Source organism: Rufibacter ruber (assembly GCF_001647275.1).
Taxonomy (GTDB): Bacteria; Bacteroidota; Bacteroidia; order Cytophagales; family Hymenobacteraceae; genus Nibribacter; species Nibribacter ruber_C.
The window spans coordinates 13,599-33,925 of the sequence record NZ_LRMM01000040.1 but is presented as its reverse complement, the minus strand read 5'-3'; the positions used below and the strand labels follow the sequence as shown (position 1 = coordinate 33,925).

The 20,327-nt window shown below is 52.6% G+C and carries 15 protein-coding genes; 7 read left to right on the top strand and 8 right to left on the bottom strand.

The window, feature by feature from the left end; translation table 11 throughout:
* Positions 1–508 precede the first annotated feature (508 nt).
* Positions 509–1,591 (bottom strand): hypothetical protein, encoded by a 1,083-nt coding sequence (locus tag A8O25_RS14670; protein WP_066836161.1) that lies wholly within the window; start codon positions 1,589–1,591, stop codon positions 509–511.
* A 1,288-nt stretch (positions 1,592–2,879) separates the two neighbouring features.
* Here A8O25_RS14670 and trxA point away from each other — a divergent pair.
* Positions 2,880–3,206 carry a thioredoxin gene (gene trxA / locus A8O25_RS14660; RefSeq protein ID WP_062542637.1) on the top strand — a complete coding sequence of 109 codons (327 nt, stop codon included), beginning with the start codon at positions 2,880–2,882 and terminating at the stop codon, positions 3,204–3,206.
* Positions 3,207–3,307: 101 nt separating this feature from the next.
* Here the strand turns inward: trxA and A8O25_RS14655 are convergent, their stop codons facing one another.
* From A8O25_RS14655 to A8O25_RS14635, 5 genes are all read right to left on the bottom strand, one after another.
* Complete coding sequence (locus A8O25_RS14655) at positions 3,308–5,161, bottom strand: hypothetical protein (protein ID WP_082893665.1); 1,854 nt, start codon at positions 5,159–5,161, stop codon at positions 3,308–3,310.
* Between the two features lie 337 nt (positions 5,162–5,498).
* On the bottom strand, positions 5,499–8,426 hold the full coding sequence (locus A8O25_RS14650) for a M4 family metallopeptidase (RefSeq protein WP_066836152.1): 2,928 nt from the start codon (positions 8,424–8,426) through the stop codon (positions 5,499–5,501).
* Positions 8,427–8,520: 94 nt separating this feature from the next.
* Positions 8,521–8,847 carry a hypothetical protein gene (locus A8O25_RS14645; RefSeq protein ID WP_066836149.1) on the bottom strand — a complete coding sequence of 109 codons (327 nt, stop codon included), beginning with the start codon at positions 8,845–8,847 and terminating at the stop codon, positions 8,521–8,523.
* A 408-nt stretch (positions 8,848–9,255) separates the two neighbouring features.
* A complete protein-coding gene (locus A8O25_RS14640) occupies positions 9,256–10,299 on the bottom strand; it encodes an isoaspartyl peptidase/L-asparaginase family protein (RefSeq protein ID WP_082893663.1) in 1,044 nt (347 codons plus the stop codon).
* A 561-nt stretch (positions 10,300–10,860) separates the two neighbouring features.
* Entirely contained in the window at positions 10,861–11,424 is a 564-nt protein-coding gene (locus A8O25_RS14635; protein ID WP_153042762.1) for a hypothetical protein, read from the bottom strand.
* Between the two features lie 186 nt (positions 11,425–11,610).
* Here A8O25_RS14635 and A8O25_RS14630 point away from each other — a divergent pair, with 186 nt between their 5' ends.
* From A8O25_RS14630 to A8O25_RS14615, 4 genes are all read left to right on the top strand, one after another.
* The gene (locus A8O25_RS14630; RefSeq protein WP_066836144.1) at positions 11,611–12,162 is read left to right on the top strand and encodes an RNA polymerase sigma factor; all 552 of its coding nucleotides are present in this window, start codon (positions 11,611–11,613) and stop codon (positions 12,160–12,162) included.
* Positions 12,143–12,415 (top strand): hypothetical protein, encoded by a 273-nt coding sequence (locus A8O25_RS14625; protein WP_066836142.1) that lies wholly within the window; start codon positions 12,143–12,145, stop codon positions 12,413–12,415. Before A8O25_RS14630 ends, A8O25_RS14625 begins: the two co-directional genes overlap by 20 nt.
* 19 nt (positions 12,416–12,434) lie before the next feature.
* On the top strand, positions 12,435–13,094 hold the full coding sequence (locus A8O25_RS14620) for a ClpP family protease (protein WP_241499037.1): 660 nt from the start codon (positions 12,435–12,437) through the stop codon (positions 13,092–13,094).
* Positions 13,095–13,234: 140 nt separating this feature from the next.
* Complete coding sequence (locus A8O25_RS14615) at positions 13,235–13,765, top strand: DUF4385 domain-containing protein (RefSeq protein ID WP_066836137.1); 531 nt, start codon at positions 13,235–13,237, stop codon at positions 13,763–13,765.
* A gap of 45 nt (positions 13,766–13,810) precedes the next feature.
* On the opposite strand, the gene A8O25_RS14610 is transcribed toward A8O25_RS14615, so the two are convergent.
* Complete coding sequence (locus A8O25_RS14610) at positions 13,811–15,073, bottom strand: DUF819 family protein (protein WP_066836135.1); 1,263 nt, start codon at positions 15,071–15,073, stop codon at positions 13,811–13,813.
* Between the two features lie 351 nt (positions 15,074–15,424).
* Entirely contained in the window at positions 15,425–17,677 is a 2,253-nt protein-coding gene (locus tag A8O25_RS14605; RefSeq protein ID WP_066836133.1) for a protein-disulfide reductase DsbD family protein, read from the bottom strand.
* Positions 17,678–17,891: 214 nt separating this feature from the next.
* Here A8O25_RS14605 and A8O25_RS14600 point away from each other — a divergent pair, with 214 nt between their 5' ends.
* Both A8O25_RS14600 and A8O25_RS14595 read left to right on the top strand, forming a co-directional pair.
* Positions 17,892–19,202 carry a hemolysin family protein gene (locus tag A8O25_RS14600; protein ID WP_066836131.1) on the top strand — a complete coding sequence of 437 codons (1,311 nt, stop codon included), beginning with the start codon at positions 17,892–17,894 and terminating at the stop codon, positions 19,200–19,202.
* 321 nt (positions 19,203–19,523) lie between these two features.
* Entirely contained in the window at positions 19,524–20,228 is a 705-nt protein-coding gene (locus tag A8O25_RS14595) for a class I SAM-dependent methyltransferase (RefSeq protein WP_206598695.1), read from the top strand.
* Positions 20,229–20,327: the final 99 nt, after the last annotated feature.

Genomic DNA, 20,327 nt, shown 5'->3' with positions numbered 1-20,327 from the left:
AGGACGATGGTTCTTCGGCTGGGCTTTTTCCGTTTTTGGGCTGTTTTTCAGAAAACAGCCCAAAAACAGGAAAAGTGATTAGTCTTCAGCTCCGTTCTCCTCAGCACTCACAGCTTATTTGCACTTCATAAATCTGCTTTTGTCTGCTCTTCCAGATTTTTCGCTGTTCCGTTTTTACCAATCCCAAGCAGCAGCTAAAGCAACTTCCATTCAGCATTAGCAACCGTACAAACCTTCTTCCGCAGCTTTCACTTACTTCAATGGAAGTCATAACTGAAGATTGCATAAGCCTTCTCTTCCAGGGTTTACCAGCTCTTTCTGAGTAGAACTGGGGAAGAGCAAAAAGTAGAACTCTGATAGAGCAACTAAAATGAAAGGCCAGCCCGAAGAAGCAGAGCATATCCTAGTCCCTCCACCTGGATAACTCTTGGCTAAGAAAATTTGCGTTTTAGGGCTGTTTTTTAGAAAACAGCCCTAAAACGCCATCTCTAAAACTCTTTACTTCCCTCTAAAACTTCAGATCCTTTAGGTATTGGCGCAGGAACTGGGGATCCTGAAATTCCAGAGTGTCCAATTGAAGTTGCTTTATCTCAGCTTGGATTTCTTTTTTGGCGCGGTTGAATTTGGCTTCCATTTGTTTGGGTAGCCCACCAAATTGATAGAAAAGCTGGGCGTCTGGCCCGTAGAAGTAGCTGCTTTGCTCTTCCTGCAGCTCCCGTATTTGCTCGTTGAGCAGCTTCACAAAGTATTTCAACTGTTCTTCAGGAATGCGGTCCAGGTGCAGTTCCTGCTCGTGCATGAACTCCATCTGCAGCCTTAGCAGTTCAAAGAAATCATTCTGGTTGTAGGCGGTGGTTACTTTTTTCATGGCCTCCTCTTTCCAGGCTTTGGCGGCGGGGTCCTGCTCTTTGTCTGGGTGCAGCAGCTTGACCAGGTCTGTGTAGAGGCGGCGGGTGGCTTTGCTGATGTTCTGGAGCTCGGCCTTGGCTTTCTCTTCTTTGGCAAGTTGGGCTTTGGTCTTTTGACGCTTCTTCTGCTGGGCTTCGCGCTTCTGCTGCTCTTCCCGCATTTGCCCCTCCAGCTTCTCTTGCAACGTTCCAAAATCATCCAGGTCTTTGAGGTCTACGTCTAGGCCCAGCAGGTTTTTGAGCAGGGTTTGGGTCATTTCTTTGGCTTCGGCGTCAGCCAGTTCCTCTTCCTCCTCAAAGGTGGTTTCAGCGTATTTGTCAAAGTACTCCTTCATCTCCTCCACCCCGTAAGTATGAATGAGGGAATAGGAAAGGTCTTCAATCAGGTAACCCAGTTTCTCTTTTTCTTTCTTCCGGAAGAAATCTTGCCCGCACATCTGGTCCAGCATTTTCACGTACGCCACCCGTTGCTGCACCAGTTCCTGCACCAGCGGGTGAATCTCCTGCTGCACCCGGGCCCTGATCTCATCCAGCACCCTGACCCGCTCGGCCAGGTCGGCTTTGAGTTTGTCTATCTTTTTCACCTTGCTGTTGAATTGCTGCTGCAACTTAGAAAGGCTGGCTTTTTCCTTCTGCTGAATCTGCGGGAGCAGGGTATCCTGGGCTGGTTTGGTTTTGGCCATGGTAAAAAGCGTTTATCAGTACAAATCAAGTGGCACTAGATGTTCTTCTACTTTTTGCGAACAGTTATGTTGTAAAAACCGACAAGCTCTTAAAAGAAACTCTGCTCCTCTGCTCTCTGCTCTTTCGGAGTCCTACTCCTAAAGCCATCTGCCGGGGAGTTCCACTCCCCTTCTTCTGCCCGTGGTTCCCGCGGAGTGGAACTCCGTAGCAGATACGTTCGGGAGTGGAACTCCCGAACAGCACACCGTAGATCTCCCAAACAGCAACTACAGGAATCTAAAAGTACCGAACAAATACAACTACTCCACCAGAATCATCTCCAGCAGACCTTTCCCGCCTGCATAATCAATGGCAGAGCTGTATTATTGCCCTGGTTTCTGCACAATCTCCGTGCGTACCGGGCATTTGTGAATGTAATCCAGTCTCTGTGATGTTGCGGCTGGTGAATTGTTTAAAATCCCGAAGAATGTTAAACAGAGGATACCCATCTTTGGCGGCGGCAATCAAAGGAAGGTGGTTGCTCACCACCACCACGCCTAAATTTCCAGGTCTTTCTTTTCTTGGCAGAATTTAAGAGAGTCTATAAGTCTGCTCCGCTATACTGAACGTGTGAAAACGTCTACCCAACCTACTACTGCTATGGTTAAAAAGGAAAGGTGTCTTCATGTATTTTACCCTTCACCCCCATAGAAGCCTTACCGGCAACAGTTTGAGCCCGTTCAGGCGAATCTGAAAAGGATACCGGAAAGTAGAAACGCCCTAGCAGTTAGCATACGAAGCAGAACTCCGGTAGGGCAGATGACGGCCTGTAAGGAGACAGGCCACCGTAAAGCTGCAAAGGGGTGCTGGAGCTGGCTTTATAGCCGGCCTTTGCAAAACCATCTCCTTTCGGCTTGCCCGCCATCACAACTTTGCCTATCTTTGTCCCAACCTTCGGGTTCTGGGCTTTTCCGGGTTAAGTTGGCTTCCACCTCTTTTCTCTGGGAAAGCCTTGTTTTTTTCAGGGACCTCCCGCTGCCGGGCAGAAACGGCAGCTGCTCAGGCAAGGCACAGACGTTGACATTCTGTCAGGTACAAACTTCCGGGCCAACCTAACCTTTTCACATAGTAATCAGTAGATATACTGACTGTTTTCGGGCTGTTTTCCAGAAAACAGGCCAAAAACGGTATCCTGGGGGAAACTAGATTTCCTGCTAGAAAAGTGGTAGTTTTACCTGAAGACCAAATTTGGTTCTATCTTTGAACAGAGATCATTACGTTAGACTAAGCAATCATAAACTGACAATTATGGCACATAAAGCAATAGAGATCACCGATGCTAACTTTGAGGAGATCATCAATTCTGATAAACCCGTTTTAGTAGACTTCTGGGCCGAGTGGTGCGGACCTTGCCGCATGGTTGGCCCCGTGGTGGAAGAACTGGCCGGCGACTATGAAGGCCGCGTGGTAGTAGGAAAAGTAGACGTAGACGCCAACCCGCAGACGTCTGCCAAGTTTGGTATCAGAAGCATTCCTACCCTGCTGGTTTTCAAAAACGGCCAAGTGGTAGACAAACAAGTGGGCGCCGTTCCTAAGAACGTGCTGGCCCAGAAATTAGACGGCCAGCTGGCGTAAGCTGATTCTGCCCTCATCAAACAGAAAAGCCGCTCCTTTGCAGGAGCGGCTTTTCTGTTTTCGGCCTGTTTTTCAGAAAACAGGCGAAAACAGAAGACACGCTAGTCACAGCCACAGAGGGTTTTCTCAGCGGTACAGATATCGGCGTAGCCTTGGTCCAGGAGCTTTAAACGAACGGCCAGACGCTGGTTATGCTCTTTGAGCAAAGATAACTTCAGCTCCTTGGGAGGGGCCTTGTACAGGTTATCCAGCTCTGTCACCTGCTTCCTTAGCTCAACCTTCTTTTCATACAACCGCTGAATGAAGTCAGGCAGGGCGTCTGCCGGATATTGGGTCTTGAAAATAGTATCCAGGCAGTCGTCACGCTTGAGGTAGGCGAAGATCTTTTGCTCCACCTGCTGGTTGAGCTCTTGCAGCTTAATGCGTTCCTGCTGCAGCTGCTGCTCTTCCAGCCGCTGGTTAAACTGCCGGGCCGCCTGCTGCACCTCGTCACGGCAGCTTCGGCACTTGGTGGTGCTGGCTTTCTCCAGCACTGAGTTCCTGAAAGAGACATTCTCCTCAGTGGGCGGGGCATCGCGCAGGCGCACCACGTCTCTGGCGAAGAGGTCTGTGTACTGGGCAGTTTCCAGGCGGTTGAGGTGGCGGGAAATGCCTTCGCCCTCCAGGGTGCTGGTCAGGTAGTCTTTGCTGGGCAGCTCCACTGAATACAGCCGGCTCAGGTAAAACTCGCGCTGGGGCTGGGTGTAGGGTTTGGTTTGCTCACGGTCCAGCACCAGCAGGGTGTTCACCAGTTCCTTTCCGTTTTTAAGGTTGTGGTCAGACTCCATGTAGCCATCAGCGTTTGCCAGAATAGACTCATACTCGTTTTTGAAGATGCGCTGGTAGGTGCTGTTGCGTGAAAACTCCTGGTCGCGCAGGCTGGCCATGGTTTTCAGGCGCTTGTACTCCTGAATTACCGCAAAGAGGGTTTTGGCGTTGGCCTCTGGGCTGTTGTTCTTGTAGTTGAGCTGGTAGCTGTTCAGCTTCTGTTTAAGATCTGCGAAGCTGCGCAGGAACTCAATAAAGAACTTTTCCTGCTTATAGGCGTCATCATTCACCAGACCGGCGCCGTAGGCGTTCTCAATGCGCACGCGGCGGCGCTCAATGGTCTCAGAGGTAATCTCAGAGCCGGTGAGGGCATCCATGCGGTACAGTGACTTGTAGTTGGCCACCACCAGCACCGGATAATCTTTATACGCCAGCGCCGCCTCCAGTTTGGCGCGCTCAAAGCCCTGCGGGCTGCTGCTCAGCAGCTCTGTCAACCGGGCTGTGCGCAGCGCCGGAATCTTGGCAAAGCTGGGCACGAAAACATACACGCGCACAGAGTGCAACCGGGTATCAAAGTTCTGCCCCTCATACAGCCTGATGGTAGAGCTGAACTTGTACTCCTTCCGCTGCGCGGAGTTCCGGATCAAATTCCCAAACTCCCCCACCAGGGAGAGCATGGCCGCCTGCAGAGACACCTGCTTGGAGATATTGGTGAGCTGGTTGGCTATGAGGTGGAAGAACAGCTCGCGGCTGTCTGAGGTGAACAGCTTGGCCTCTACCAGGGCGTCAATGTTGCGCTCATCTGCGGCCAGCGGCAGTTTGTCTATGATACGGATGGCGTCAATGTTGTCTGAGGTGGTGGTGGTATAGCCCTGCTTGGAGTTGTCAATAGAGAAGTTGTACAACGGGTACACCACCGGTTCCTGCCCAAACAGCTTGGCGTTCTTGAGCTGCGCCGAAATAAACAACGACTCCAGGTTGATGTAGTCCCGCCTCCTGGCTTTGGTAGTGCCCTGCTCCAGCTCATTGATCACCCTGGAAAATTTGCTGGGATTAAAGAGGTACATGTCTGTTGAGAGGTACTGCCACTCATCTGTAAACTCAAACTTGTCCAGGTAATTATAGCCCAGGCGGGTGTCAATCTGCATGTCCTGCGCTTTTGCAGAGAAAGCGCCTAGTAGTAGAAAAAGCAAAAAGAAGTGGCGTAAGCTACTTGACCTCATGTACTCAGTGATTAATTCTGTATCCCTAACGATTTAATTGCCCCAACGCGTGTGTGCCTGCGTAAAGTTCGGTGAATCTGAGGCTTTTGCCAAGCCGGCAGGGCAGGTTTCTCAGCGTACCCCTCTCCTGTTTTCGGTCTGTTTTCTGAAAAACAGGCTTAAAACAGGATTTCTACCCGCCATGGCTCCCTGGGTCTAAGGCAAAAAAAATCCCCAGAGGTTTTTGGTTCCTCTGGGGAAAGGGGGCTTTGTCCCCTTTTCTTTACTGTTTAAGCAGGCGGTAACTACTGGTTACCTCCCCGTTGGTGAGACGCAGAATGTAGGGTCCCGCGGGGAGCCCCTGCAGAGAAAGCGTCTCCAGGTTCTGCCCTACAGCCGCCCGGGGAACAGTCACGGTTTTGCATTCCTGCCCCAGCAGGTTGATAAGTGTCATAGAGACGGCCCCTTTGCCCTTGTAGTCATACCGCACGGTCAACTCTGAGAGGAAAGGGTTGGGATACACCTGCGCATTCACCTGGGTGGCCACATCTTCTTCAGACCCCAGAATGCGGGTGCCCTGGGCATACCAGACGGCCCAGTTGCCTTGCCCAATAAAGCCCACCGGCCCTGCAGAGGCAAGTAATTTATCTTCGGCCATTGGCAGGTAACCTATCAACTCAGAGCCGGTGGTGCTGCGGCCGCCAAAAATAAGTCTGTCATCTGTTCTGGAGAATGACGGGTAGTGCATGACCTGTCCGCCAAAAACCCCTCTGAACACTGACGTTTTCAAGTTTAAGGTAACCAATGTATAAGAGACAGAGGTGGGGTTGGCAGGGTCCTTTCCCACATAGTCAAAAGCTACAATATGGGGAGAGTTTTTGGAAAACGTGGGGTTGATGATATCTGAGTTCAGCAGAATAAAGTTCTTAGTAGCCCCATCTCCCACGCTTGCACTGGTGTTGCTCCAGGCACTCAGAAGCCCAATGTTTCTGATCTCTTTTTTGGCAGCGCCACTTGTGTAAGAATACAGGGCATCAAAAAGGAGCTTTTCACCGGTGTAGTCCCACTCCAGGCTTTTGATATCAAGTAGCTTCTCATCTTGCAGAAACGGGTCAGGATTAACGGCAGTCACGGCAGACCACTGGCTCCGGGCTAAGTCATAAATATGGACAACCGGTTCCAGGACAGACTTTACTGCCGCCAGTTTAGAGCCGTCTTTAGATACTGCCACATAGTCCCAAACCGGCTGGCTGTCTATTACCCGCTCGTTTACCGCCCCGGTGAGGTTTACAGCCTTGATCATACCGTTCTGGGCTACAAAGTAGGCGACCGTTCCGTTATCTGTCACACTGGGTTTGCCTTTCATCAGGGTAGTGGTGACGGTGGTGTACGTCATGCTAGCGATATTTACGTTCCGCAATGACTTATCTGGGGCATACTGATACAACAGGAAGTCAGCGCCCGGGTTGGGAGCCATGGTAAATTGGTACCCCTCCTGGGTAGGCCCGGTGCCCGGGTCCACAATCCCCACGGTGGTAAAGGCAGTGCGGGCGGCCGCCACCTCTGCTGAGTTAGCCCCATATAAATCTGTGGCCGCCTGAATCACCGCATACCTGAGGTCAGTAAACTGAGACAGGCTGGTCAGGTAGACACTCAGCGCCCGGTAGTACACCCGCCCGGCTTTGTCTTTACTCATGCCTGTAGCGGTGGCAAACTGATAGAAAGCTTTATTGGGAACCCCGCTGTTTACGTGTACGCCACCATTGTCTTGCGTGCCGGTGTAGCGCTCACTGTAATGCGCCGGCTGCCAGCCTTTGTTGACATCTTGCAACCCGGTGCCGCCGTTATGCGGGTCTTGCATGCTCCTTAGAGCCCCAGACGGGTAAGCGGTAGCCTTGACAATGTCTTCGCCAATCAACCAGTTGCGGCCTTCTACCAACACCCCAAACACATCTGCCATTGACTCATTGATAGCACCAGGCTCATCCTGGTACTCTAACCCTGCGGTGTATTGCACTACGCCATGTGACATCTCATGGCCTGCCACATCTAAGGCGCCCGCCAGAGGTTTGAATGCCTTGTCTCCATTCCCGTAGAAAATTGCCTCTCCATTCCAGAAGGCGTTATCCAATATTTCCCCTTTATCACTTTTCACATTGATGACGGAGACAATGGAACTTCCCTCATTATCAATGGAGTTACGCCCATGCTTGGTTTTAAAATACTCATACACCACCCCGGCATTGTAATGCGCCGAAACGGAGGCAGAGCTAGCCCAGAGGTTATCAGTAGAGGTTACCTGCTGAAAAGCGCCATTGAACGTGTAGGCGGCGTCTTTCAGATCTAAGGTATAGATCACGCCCGTTCCTTTCTCTGGCAGAACAGAACTTGGGTTATACATGGCCCGGGAGGCGTCTATCAGGTAGTAAGAAGCGCCCAGCTGGTAGGTGTTCAAAGACTGGTTGACGTTGTTGAGGTCTTTGCCGGTGGCTGTTCTGGGGCCGTCTGCCGAACAGAGGTGGTTGTACCTGTGGAGCACTTCCCCATTCAGGGCATCAATAAAGTATTCCCACCGGTGCACCAGATCAGGATAGACCGTTACATGCCACGTAAGCCGTTCTGCCAAATGGTTTCTCTTGGGGTGGTAAATCACCAGCCGGGCCTTGTTTTCCCCCTTGCCCAGCATAGAATGGCTTTGCAAATGCGCAGCAGTGCCCGTAGTACCCAGAGAAGCCAGGGCTGTTTTAATGGCCGCCTCCCCAGACACGGTTGGCAACACGCTTACCAGCGAAGGGGTGGGAAAATACTGCCCGTTCAACACAGAAACCTGGTTATTCTGGGTATGCAGCATCACCTCGCCGCCGTACACCGGCACCCCGCGGTACTGCTGGCGCATGCGAAGGTGGGTTTGCTGCAGCTCATCTGTCTGCACGTTGGCCACCACAAACTCCTGGTCTGGTTCAATAATCTGCAGGGTAGCCTTGAGCTCCCTTAAATAGCTATAACCTGCTTCCTGCGGAGAGCTGCTTTTGCGGGCATTTGGTTGGCCCTTGGCCGGCAACTTGCCTGTAATGAAAACAGGCAGGTGCGATTGCTGCGCACGCTTGACCTCAAGGCCTTCTGGCAACGCGGGAAAATGGGGAATTTCTGCCTCTACCACAGAAACATCTGCAGCCGGCAAACGCACCGGCTTCTGCTGCCCGTGGGCCATTGGGAGCTGTAGTAAACAAAAAAGAGCGGCAACAGAGGTGGCCCGTGTAAAAATTGACTGCATAAAATTCTGGATATAAGAATAGCCGATTCGTTTATAAAACCAAGGATTGTAACTGACGGTGAAGAGCCTCTATCTCTGCGGGCGGGGTAAACCTGTGTTCTCCCCACACGGCTTCTTTCTGCACCGTGCCTTCTTTTTCTAATTTAAGGTATTGGTACATGTTTCCAGGCCGGTGAAAGGAAGCCGGCAGGGAGGTCATCTGCCTGAAGAATTGGAGAGTCTCTGCCTGGCCTACCGTTTTCACGTCTTTCAGCTCCCTGGTAAAAGCATCCCTTTCTGAGAGCTGCCCGTTGGGCATAAGCACGTATTCAGTCACTTTACCCGTCACACCGCCGCCTTTGCCCCATACCAGGGCCATACTTGTATACTCACTGGCAGTGGGGGCCTGTGTTACACACGCTGAGAGGCTGCAGACCAGAAGAAACACCCACCAGCCGGAAAGGTGAAAAAAGCAACTTGGCTTCATGTAAAAAGAATAACAGCATCCTGTTCAGTGGGAACGGCGGAAGGCAGAGGTAGGTAAATGATTTTCAAGTAAATATAGGCAGCAGCCCTGCATGTTTCCAAATGCTTCTACTGGGGAGGACAGAGAAATTTAAAATCCTCATGAACGGCCCCAGCTCAGGCTGCTCCTACCCCCAGAGAGGCGGGCAATTCCAGTGTAGGCAAAAAAAGAGGCCGGAGCGTTTCCGGCCTCTTTTTCTGAAAACAGCGCTAAAACAGAAAACCGCTTGAGGCACAGGCTTTCAGCTGTTCTCCAGCTGCCTCAGTTCTTGTAAATCAGCACTTCGCTTTTCTTCTGGTTGATGTAGCCGCGGTACATGCCCTCAGAGTTGAACGGCATGGCAAAATTTCCATTCCTGTCCAGGGCAATCACGCCGCCTTCGCCGCCAAACGTCACCAGCTTGTCATTCACCACCTCCTCGGCGGCTTTCTTCACGCTGGCATTCTTGTATTTCATGATGGCGGCAATGTCATAGGCCACCACTGACCTGATGAAAAACTCGCCGTGGCCGGTGGCCGAAACCGCACACGTGCCGTTGTCTGCGTAGGTGCCCGCGCCAATGATGGGGGCATCCCCAACCCGGCCGTAGCGTTTGTTGGTCATGCCGCCGGTAGAGGTGGCCGCGGCCAGGTTACCGTAGGCGTCCAGGGCCACGGCACCCACCGTCCCAAACTTTTTGCCTTCGGTGAAGATGTTCTCGCCGTTGTTAAGGCTGCTGGTGGTGTCTGAATGGTCCAGGGTGGGTTTCTCCTTAACCTTGGCCCTCTGGAGCTGCTGGAACCGGGTCTCGGTTCTAAAGTACCCCGGATCTACCAGGGTCTGCCCCTGCTCCTTCGCAAATTTTTCTGCGCCGGAGCCAATCATCATCACGTGCTCAGATTTCTCCATCACCGCCCGGGCCGTGGAGATGGGGTTCCGGATGGTGGTGACGCTGGCAATGGCACCGGCTTTGCGGGTCTTGCCGTCCATGATGGCGGCATCCAGCTCATTCCTGCCTTCATTGGTGAACACGGCACCCTTGCCGGCATTGAACAAAGGGGAGTCTTCCATCACGCGCACGGTGGCCTCTACCGCATCAAGGCTGGAGCCGCCTTTTTTGAGAACGGCATAGCCGGTTTGCAACGCCTGGTTGAGAACCTCCTGATAGGCTTTCTCCCGTTCGGGCGTCATGTTCTTGCGCGTAATGGTGCCGGCGCCGCCATGAATCACCAGTGTGATTTTGCTAAAGTCCTGCTTTGGGGCCTGGGCCCACCCGGTCAGGGCCAAAAAGCAGCAGAACCAGGTAAGGAGTAGTTGTTTTTTCAAGGGATTAAGGTGCTAAGGTGAGAATGGGCTGATGTGCTAATTTACAGAATGTAATTGAGAAATCTGGAGATGTGAGAATTTGAAGATAAAGGGTATTGGGGATTAATGAAGCGGAGCCCAGGATTGAGAGCATTTCTATTTTTGACCTGTTTTTCAGAAAACAGGCTCAAAACGCAACCCCCGCAAGTTTAGCGACACCGTAACTTGCGGGTTTACTTGACAGGAAGTTTTCAACTTCCTTCTTCTGCCCGGGCTACACGCCAAGCCGAACAGGCATGCTGGTATTTCAACTGAGACTAATGGGTAAGTTTTTAAACTTACCTTATGGCACCCATAAGGTATGCTGCCGCTAAACTTGCGGAAAAGGTTTATTATTGAATTGTTACTCTGAAATTGAGTACAGTTCACAGATTGCGCATTTAGAAAAAGCCACTACCGTTCGCCCACAAGATCCTTTCAGGATGACAGGAGAAGTTAAGTGAAGCAACCCATTCCCACATCTCCAAATTGCGAAAAACTTCAAATCCCAATTAGCACATCAGCACATTCAAAAATTAGCAATTACTGGCCCTGCTCTTTCTTGATGCGCTGGTAATCTTTTAAATCAGCCCGGTTCTCCAGGGCCAGGTATTCGGCCTGCAGGGCCTTGATCTTGGTGGCGTGGCGTAAGATGATATCTTCATGCAACACTTTCTCGCGTTCGTTCAGGCGCTTGTAAATGCCGTTGGCGTAGTCCCAGTCTTCCATGGTCCAGACGTCTTTGCGGTCACGCACCTGCTGGAGGAAATGCACGTAGGCATCTTTGATATTTTCTGCCGAAACCTGGGACAGGAAGCGGTACTCCCCCAGCAGCTCCTGCTCCATCTGCTGCTGCTTGCCCGCCACGGGGCCGCGGGCTTTGCGCTCCAATGATTGGGCGCGCTTTCTGGCCAGGGCGGCTTTGGCCTCTTTGGCTTCCTCCCTGGTTTTGTTGGCGGCGCTTTCCACCCGCTCATCCAGCTTGTCCAGCTCCCGGCTAACCGTTTCCTTCCGCTCCCGCGGAGTGGTGTCACAGGAGATGGTGGCCGTGAGCAGGCCGGTGAGAAACATGAACAGCGAAAGCGGGAACAGGAAAGGACGTTTCATGGTACAACAAAGGTTGAAATACCCCTCATACGAAATTCTGCCGTTGCAGATGCTTTTCTGTTGTTCTGCAGGTAGCATCTGTTGGAAAGAGGGCGGGCTAGAAGTCAGCAGGAAAAATTAAACTCAGGTTTTCAGGTGATACGTCTGCTGAATCAGGCACATATAGATAAACAAAAAAACAAAGCCATGACCCAGAGCATGTTAGTAGCGCCCGCCGCGGCTGAACGGGAGGCGCTCTTTACAGAACTGTACCAGCAGGTATTTCCAGCGGTGGCCAGGTATGTCAGCAGAAGAGGCGGCTCGTTAGACCAGGCCAAAGATGTTTTCCAGGACACTGTGGTGGTGTATTATGAGAAAGCGGCCAACGGGCACACCAATGAAATCCCCCATGTGCCCAAGTACCTGATGGGCATAGCCAAACACCTGTGGGCAAAGCGGTATAGCCAAGAGCAGCAACAGAAGTCACTTGACCCGGCGCAGCTGCAACTGGAAACGGCCACGCTAGAACCGCCAACGCCCTCAGTTCAAAAGGTGCTACGGTTCCTGAACACCGCTGGTCAAAAATGCATGGACTTGCTCAAGGCCTTCTACTATGACAGAATCCCCGCTGAGGAAATGGCCAGCTCCTTCGGGTTTTCCGGGCCGCGGTCTGCCACCGTTCAAAAGTTTAAATGCCTGGAGAAAGTAAGAGAAGCCGTACGCACCCAAGCCCTTGACTATGAAGACTTCTGTGATTGAAAGCAAGCAAATAGAACAGCACCTGCTTGGTCTGGGCCCAGCCGAAGACAAGTTGGTTTTTGAGGCAAACCTACTGCTTTCGCCGGCCCTGCAGGAGAAGGTGCAATGGCAGCAGAAGACCTACCAGCTGGTGCACCTGTACGGCAGGCAGCAGTTGAAAGCCGAACTGGAGGCGGTGCACCAGAAACTGTTTCAGGCACCTGAACACCGCAGCTTCAGGCAACGCATTCTTCAGCTTTTCTCCCACTTATAATACTACCGCTATGTTTCCCATGAATTCTGGCCTTATTCCCATGGTGATTGACAACACCAGCCGCGGGGAGCGTGCCTTTGACATTTACAGCCTGCTCCTGAAAGAGCGCATCATCTTCTTGGGCAGCGCCATTGATGACCAGTTAGCCAATGTAGTGGTAGCGCAGATGCTCTACCTCAACAGCCTGAGCCAGACTGAGCAGATCAACCTTTATATCCAGAGCCCCGGCGGAAGCGTTTATGCGGGCCTGGCCATCTATGACGCTATGCAAATGGTAGCAGCCCCAATCTCGACCGTCTCTTTCGGGTTTACGGGCAGCATGGCCACAGCTCTGCTCTCAGCGGGTGCCAAGGGCAAACGGTTGGCGCTGCCGCATGCCACCATTCACATGCACCCCACCACCAGCGGTTCTAAAGGATATACTGAGGATGTGCGCATTGCCACCCGTGAGCAGGAGCGCATTCAGACGCAGTTGTTCCACCTCATGGGCAAGCACTGCGGCCGCTCCTGGCGAGAAGTGGAGGAGTTCTTCATCAGGGACCGCTACATGAGCGTATTGGAGGCCAAGGCGTTTGGGCTGATTGATGAGGTACTGGGGGATACCACTGATCTGATCCAGCTCAACCAGCCCGCCTTTGACATTCGCTTCTATGCAGAGGGCAAAGCGCTAACCCCTTAGCCTTCACCAAAAGTTATTCCCACAGAACCCGTTTTAGGCCTGTTTTGGGAAAACAGGCCTAAAATGGCCTTGTGAAACCGAAATTGATTTGTCCCCTCTACAGAAACTAACAAAATTTCAAAGGTTCAGTTACAGGAGATATGGCCAAAAACAAATTCCCCTACCACCTGAACTTTACGTCTACTGATTTCAGGCTGCACCCAGAGCTGTACCGCGTGGGGGTGGGCGAGCAGGGTGTGCTGCTGGTAGAGCCGTATAAAAGCGAGATACTGCCGCACTGGCGGTTTAAGAACGTGCAGCTGGCAACCGCCTCTGCCCAGAAAATCTACCAGCTATTTGAGGAGTACCTGGGGCAGCAGGATTTTGTGGGCGCTGACATGGCCCGCAAGTTTCTGCAGATGGGCTTCACCCGCGCCCGCCGCTACGCCAACCACCAGAGCGGCCACAAATACACCGCCTCCCATGAAGACAAAAGCGCAAGCCTGCCTTACCCTTATTCCTCGGGCAGCGCCCATAAAGGCAACAAAGAGTTACCGCAGGCAGAAGATGCGTTGACCAATGAGAAAGCCCAGGCCGCCGCTATCTTCAAGGAATACTGGTTCAGGGCCAAAGACCACCCGGAGTACCTGCGGCAGAAGCAGTTGTTCAGGGAGAAATATTATGAGACGTAGCGTTTTTGGGCTGTTTTCTGAAAAACAGCCCAAAAACAGAAATCCTTACTGCGGCGCCACCATCTGCATGACCAGTGCACTGAGGTACGCCCCGTAGGTTCCAATGGCATAGCCCAGAATGGACAGCAACACGCCCACCGGGGCCAGGGCCGGATGAAACGCCCCCGCCAGAATAGACGCTGAGGCGGCCCCGCCCACGTTTGCCTGGCTGCCTACGGCGAAGAAGAAGAACGGCGCTTTGATCAGTTTCCCCACAATGATAAGCAGAACGGCGTGAATGGCAATCCAGATAAAGCCCACCAGGAACAGCCCCGGGTTATCAAACACCGCCAGCAGGTCCATCTGCATCCCAATGGTGGCCACCATAATATAGAGGAACACGCTGCCAATGCGGGAAGCGCCCACGCCTTCCAGCTCCCGGGCTTTGGTGAAGGAAAGCAGAATACCCAGGGCCGTGGCAATCACCACCAGCCAGAAGAAGCCGGAGGTTAGGCTGTACTGCTCCAGATACGGGGCATGCTCGGCAATCCAGGGGGCAATGATATCTGCGAAGAAGTGGGAAATACCGGTAATGCCCAGCCCTATCCCCACAATGGCCATGGTGTCTGACAGCGTGGGGATGCGGGTAATGCTTAGGCGGTAGGTTTCAATCTTGTTTTTCAGTTCGGTTACCGCAGTGCTGTCTGCGTTGAAGAAGGCATCTACCTTTTCGCTTTTGCCAATGCCGTAGAGCAACGTGGCCATCCAGACGTTGGCCACCACCACGTCTACCGCAATCATGGCTGAGAAAAGCGTAGGGCTTGGCTGAAACACCTCTTTCATGGCCAATTGGTTGGCGCCGCCGCCAATCCAGCTGCCCGCTATGGTAGAGAGCCCGCGCCACACGGCGTCTGGCCCGGCACCGCCCACCACGTCTGGTGCCACGGCAGACACCAGCAGAATAGCCAGGGGGCCGCCAATCATGATCCCAACGGTGCCCGTAATGAACATGGCCCCGGCCTTGTGCCGCAGCTTCCAGATTTCCTTCAGGTCCAGGCTAACGGTGAACAGCACCAAACTGGCCGGCAGCAGATACCGCGAGGCTACAAAATACAGCTTAGACACCTCCCCGTTAATGACCCCCGCCGAGTTCAGCAGGCTGGGGATCAGGTAGCACAGCAGCACCGAGGGCACAACCCCGTAAAACTTCTTGAAAAACGGGCGGTCACTGGAGGAGGTGGTAAAAACAAAAGCGAGAATGAGCACCAAAATGCCTAAGACAACGGCATCATTGGTAATAAGCGGTTCTGGCGTATGGGCTGGTTCCATGGAGAGAGCGTAAGTGGGTAGGTTAGGGTTTGTCTGTTAGGTTGGAAAGGGTGAAGATAAAGAGCTACACCCGTAAATCACCAGTCTTTTCTATTAAAATGCGCGGCAGGCCGAATCAAAATACGTTTTAGGGCTACTTTTCTAAAAACAGCCCTAAAACAGATTCCTAGGTTGCGCCAAAGGGTGAGCAGTACAGGGGTAGCGCGGCAGCATACCACCCTGCCATCTTAAAAGGACCTTCTGGGCAAACTAGAAAAGCAATTCAGAATCTTTCCTCCTGTTGGCCACCAAGATCCTTCCAGAATGGGAAAGCGTGCGGTTCATCAGAAAAGGGCGGTACTTATAAGATAATTACTGCGCCTGCTGCCGGGCTTTATAGGCGGCCACACCAGCGTCTAAGAACCGGATGAACTTCTGCACGTCTTTCTCATACGCTACCGGGGCCACCAGTGAGTTCTCGTGTTCATCTAGGAGCACGTAATACGGCTGGGCGTTCACGTTGAACCTGGTGATCTGGTAATCAGCGTATTTCTTGCCTAATGTCTTTTTCTCCTTTCCGTCATAAGTGCTGGTGTACCACTCGCTCTGCGGAAGTTCGGTTTTGTCATCTACGTACAGGGCGGCAATCACAAAATTTTCCTTCAGACGCTTCAGCACCTCGGGGTGCGACCACACGTTGGCCTCCATCTCGCGGCAGTTCACGCAACCGTGGCCGGTGAAGTCAATGAAGATAGGCTTGCCTTGCTCTGCGGCGCATTTCTTGGCCTGCTCCAGATCAAAATATCCCTGCAACCCGTGCGGGAGGTCCAGAAACTCATCATACTTGGGCGGTTCACAGATTGTGCTGGCCGTAGTAGTTCCCGCGGCACCGCGGTTAGCCATGAGATCAAAATCTAAGGTGGACTGTGGCGGAAGATAACCGGCCAAGGCCTTCAGGGGGGCGCCAAACAGCCCCGGTACCAGGTAGACTACAAACGCAAAGGTGGCAATAGCCACAAACAGGCGCGGCACCCCCAGGTACGGCAGGTCTGAGTCATGGGAGAACTTGAGTTTGCCCAGCAGGTAAATGCCCATGAGGGAGAAAATGACAATCCAGAGCGCCAGATAGATTTCACGGTCCAGCAGACGCCAGTGGTACACCTGGTCAGCTACGCTCAAAAATTTCAGCGCCAGCGCCAGCTCTATAAACCCCAGACATACTTTTACGGAGTTCAGCCAGCCCCCAGATTTAGGTAAGCGGCTGAGCCAGTTGGGGAAAATGGCAAACAGCGTGAAGGGCAGCGCAAACGCCAGAGAATAGGCAAACATGCCCGCAATAGGTTTCAGGGTTTCGCCGCCGGCGGAAAGCACCAGCAGGGAACCCACAATGGGCCCCGTACAGGAAAACGACACCAGCACCAGCGTAAGCGCCATAAAAAAGACGCCGTAGTAACCGCCTTTATCGGCTTGGGCATCCGCTTTGTTCACCAGCCAGTGCGGTAGGGTAATTTCGAACATGCCCAGAAAAGACATGGCAAAAAAAAGGAAGATGGCAAAGAACAGGATGTTGGGGAACCAGTGCGTACTCAGGAAATTGGCGGCTTCGGGGCCAGCCAGTTTTGCCACCAGCGTGCCTATCAGCGTGTACACGGCAATGATAGAAAAGCCATAGACCAGCGCTTTCATGATGCCCTGGCTGCGGCTGGAGCTTCCGCCGGTAAAGAAGGTCACCGTCATGGGCACCATAGGGAACACACAGGGCGTAAGCAATGCCAGTAAGCCAGAGAGAAACGCCCCCAGCATGAACTCCCACAGGTTCTCCTCTACGGCAGCCTCTACCGCCGCCGCCGCCACGGGAGCACTGGCCGCCGGTGCAGGCGCCGTTTCAGTTTGTGGCGCAGTGCCACTGTCTAAAACTCCCGGCTGCGCTGAGCCCTCTGCACCGGTACCCAACAAGGAGCTATCTTGCGGGAAAACATCTGTAGTAGCAGCCGAAGCATTGTTTGTAGCCTGTCTGCCTGAACCTGCCCCTGCCGGGGCAGCCGCAGTGGTAGCCGCACCCAAAGCAGGCTGTTGCACAGCCCCAGTACCTGGTGAAGCGCCCGTACCAGAAGCAGGGGAGGCTGCCGGAGCGGCCCCCGCCACAACTTTGATCTGCGTGAAGTTGAAATCGCCTTCGCCGGGAATACACTGGCCACTCACTTCAGAGCAAACCTGGTATTCATAAGTGCCTTTGACCACCAGCGTGGGCTGCAGCACTTTGATGCGCTGCCTGAACTGAGCGGTTTTGGTAAAGTAGGTGTACTCCCCGCCCCACATCTCGTCATACTTTTTCTTGGGGTTGACCGGTTTGATCTTACCCACCAGCGCGTATGACGGGTGCTTCTGAAAGGAAAAAGACGTGACAATAGGCCCCAGGTCAGGATCAAAGTCTGAGGAATACAGGTACCAGTCTGGGATGATCTTTACGTTGAAAACCAGGTCTACCTCTTCGCCCACCTTCACCTCAGAGGCAGACACGTCATGGCTCCAGGTAGAGGGCTTCAGGATCTGGCCCAGAACCGTTTGGCTCAGCAACCACAAGGGCAACCACAACGCCCAGCTGCGTTTCAGGAATATAGTCATTTGTTCTTTTTTCAGTCTAGCAACGGACAAATTTACACAAATCCCTCACACCGTTTACCATTGCCGCCATTGCCTCTAAGGAACCACCCGCAAAATCACCTTTCTTCTGCATTTACCGTAAACCAAACGCAGATTCTCCCTTTGATAGTGTTAACAAACCGCTAAATTTGACGCAAGCTGGTCTGTCACACCCCGACTGCCCGGCGTTGAAACTATGATACTGAACATATTTTGGACCATCCTGCTGGTAGCACTCAACGGTTTCTTTGTAGCCGCAGAGTTTGCGCTGGTAAAAGTACGGTCCTCCCAAATTGAACTGAGAGCCCAGGCCGGAAACCAGCTGGCCAAGATTGCCCACCACATGATCAGCCACCTGGACGCCTATCTTTCGGCTACCCAGCTGGGCATCACCCTCGCCTCACTGGGGCTTGGCTGGATTGGCGAAGGGGTGGTGTCTGAGATTGTCATTGAGATCATGCATGCGTTTGGGGCCGCCCCTGACCCGGAACTTGCCCACCAGATTGCCTTGCCCATTTCCTTTGCGGTGATTACCGTGCTGCACATTGTCTTTGGGGAGTTGGCCCCTAAGTCCCTGGCCATTCAGCGCCCTGAGGCCACTACGCTGGCCGTGGCACTCCCGCTGCGCATTGTGTATTATGTGCTGCTGCCCTTCATTTGGGTACTGAACGGGTTCTCTAACTTTATCTTAAAGCGCATTGGCGTTACCCCCATGCATGGCTCAGAGGTACACACCGCTGAAGAGCTGAGGCTGTTGTTTGAGCAGAGTGCTGAAAGCGGCGAGATTGGCGGGAGCCAGCAGGAGCTGATTGAGAATGTGTTTGAGTTCAATGAGCGCATGGTGAAGCAGATCATGGTGCCCCGTACCAAACTTATTGCCCTGGACCTGGACTCTACCGAGCAGGAAATCTTTGACGTGGTCTTCAACGAAGGCTACACCCGCATGCCCGTCTACCGTGACTCCATTGACAACATTGTGGGCATTCTCTATGTGAAAGACCTGCTGGTGGTACTGCGGGCCGGCGAGCCCGTGAACCTGGAGAAGCTCATGCGCCCCGCCTACTTTGTGCCGGAGACCAAGCGCATCAGCCGCCTGCTCAAAGATTTCCAGCGCAACCGCATGCACATTGCCGTGGTCACAGATGAATTTGGCGGCACCTCAGGCATTGTGACCATTGAAGACATCATTGAAGAGCTGGTGGGCGAGATTCAGGACGAGTATGATGAGGAGGTACCGCTTATTGAGAAGATTGGGGACTTTGAGTACAAGGTAAGCACCTCCGTCTCTATTCAAGATGCCAATGACGACCTCCCTTACCCGCTGCCAGAGGGCGAAGACTATGAAACCGTGGGCGGTTACGTGACCATGATCTACGGCCGTATCCCTGAAGTGGGCGAAACGGTAGTACACGGCGTTTATGAAATCAAAGTGCTGGAGAAAACGGAGCGGAACATTGAATCTGTGCTGCTCACCGTGACTGAAGACAAGCGGGATGATATCTTGTAGATTGCCCCTACCATATAGTCTTCATGGTCCCAACCTCCCGTCAGCACCGGCCCTGAGGGGTGAAAACGGCTACGTTCAATTTAGTCATTCACCCGCTTTACCTACAGATTGAAAACAAAACCCCGCGCTCACCTCCTGCAGGCGGGGTTTTGTTTTCGGTTTTAAAGTGCCTCATATTGGTTGTCTGTTTATCTTTGAGTTCACTCCTATTCCAGCTAGCCAATGCTCAAGGCGAAAATCAGTAATTTGCTCAGGCATCTTAGATTACTTTACCTAACTGACAAGGCCCGGTTCTATTTCCATTGGCTGAGGTACCGGAAATTGAACCAATCTTTTAGAAAAGCTCACCCTGAAGTAAAGTTACCGCCAGATTACCTGCTCTATGAATCGTTCCAGCTGCACTACCCGCTGTACTATGAAGATGGCTGGGAAACCGCACAGGAGCTGGTAGAGTTGTTTCGTCAACATATTGAATTAAAGGATAAGAAAATTTTAGACTGGGGCTGCGGCCCCGGCCGAATTATACGGCACATGCCAGCCTTGACTGGGAATGGCTGTGAATTCTACGGTACTGACTACAACCAAAAATCAATTGCGTGGTGCTCCCAACACCTGAAAGGCATCACCTTCAACACCAACACCTTAGCCGCCCAGTTACCTTACCCAGACAACTTTTTTGACCTTATCTACGGTTACTCAATTTTTACCCATCTCTCTGAAACGCTTCATTATGAATGGTACGCAGAGCTCATCAGGGTTTTAAAGCCACAGGGAATCTTATTTTTAACCACCCAGGGCAACAACTACATAGCCAAGCTCACAAACACTGAACGGGAGTCCTTCAACCAAGGGCAACTGGTAGTGAGAGGGAAGGTAAAGGAAGGCCATAGAACCTATTCAGCTTTTCACCCTGAACCATTTATGCGGCACCTTTTCAGAAAGGAGGAAATTGTAGAGCATCTTACAGCTCCTCCGCACGCAAACGGTTGGCTCCCTCATGACTTCTGGATTGTTAAGAAAAAATAACAACAGCTTTTCTTCCCAACCCCGGGCTGCTGGGTATACCTCTTGGGCCTGTTTACTACCCGCAAGAGGTCTGCCGACTCCCTGTTAGGCGTACCTGGT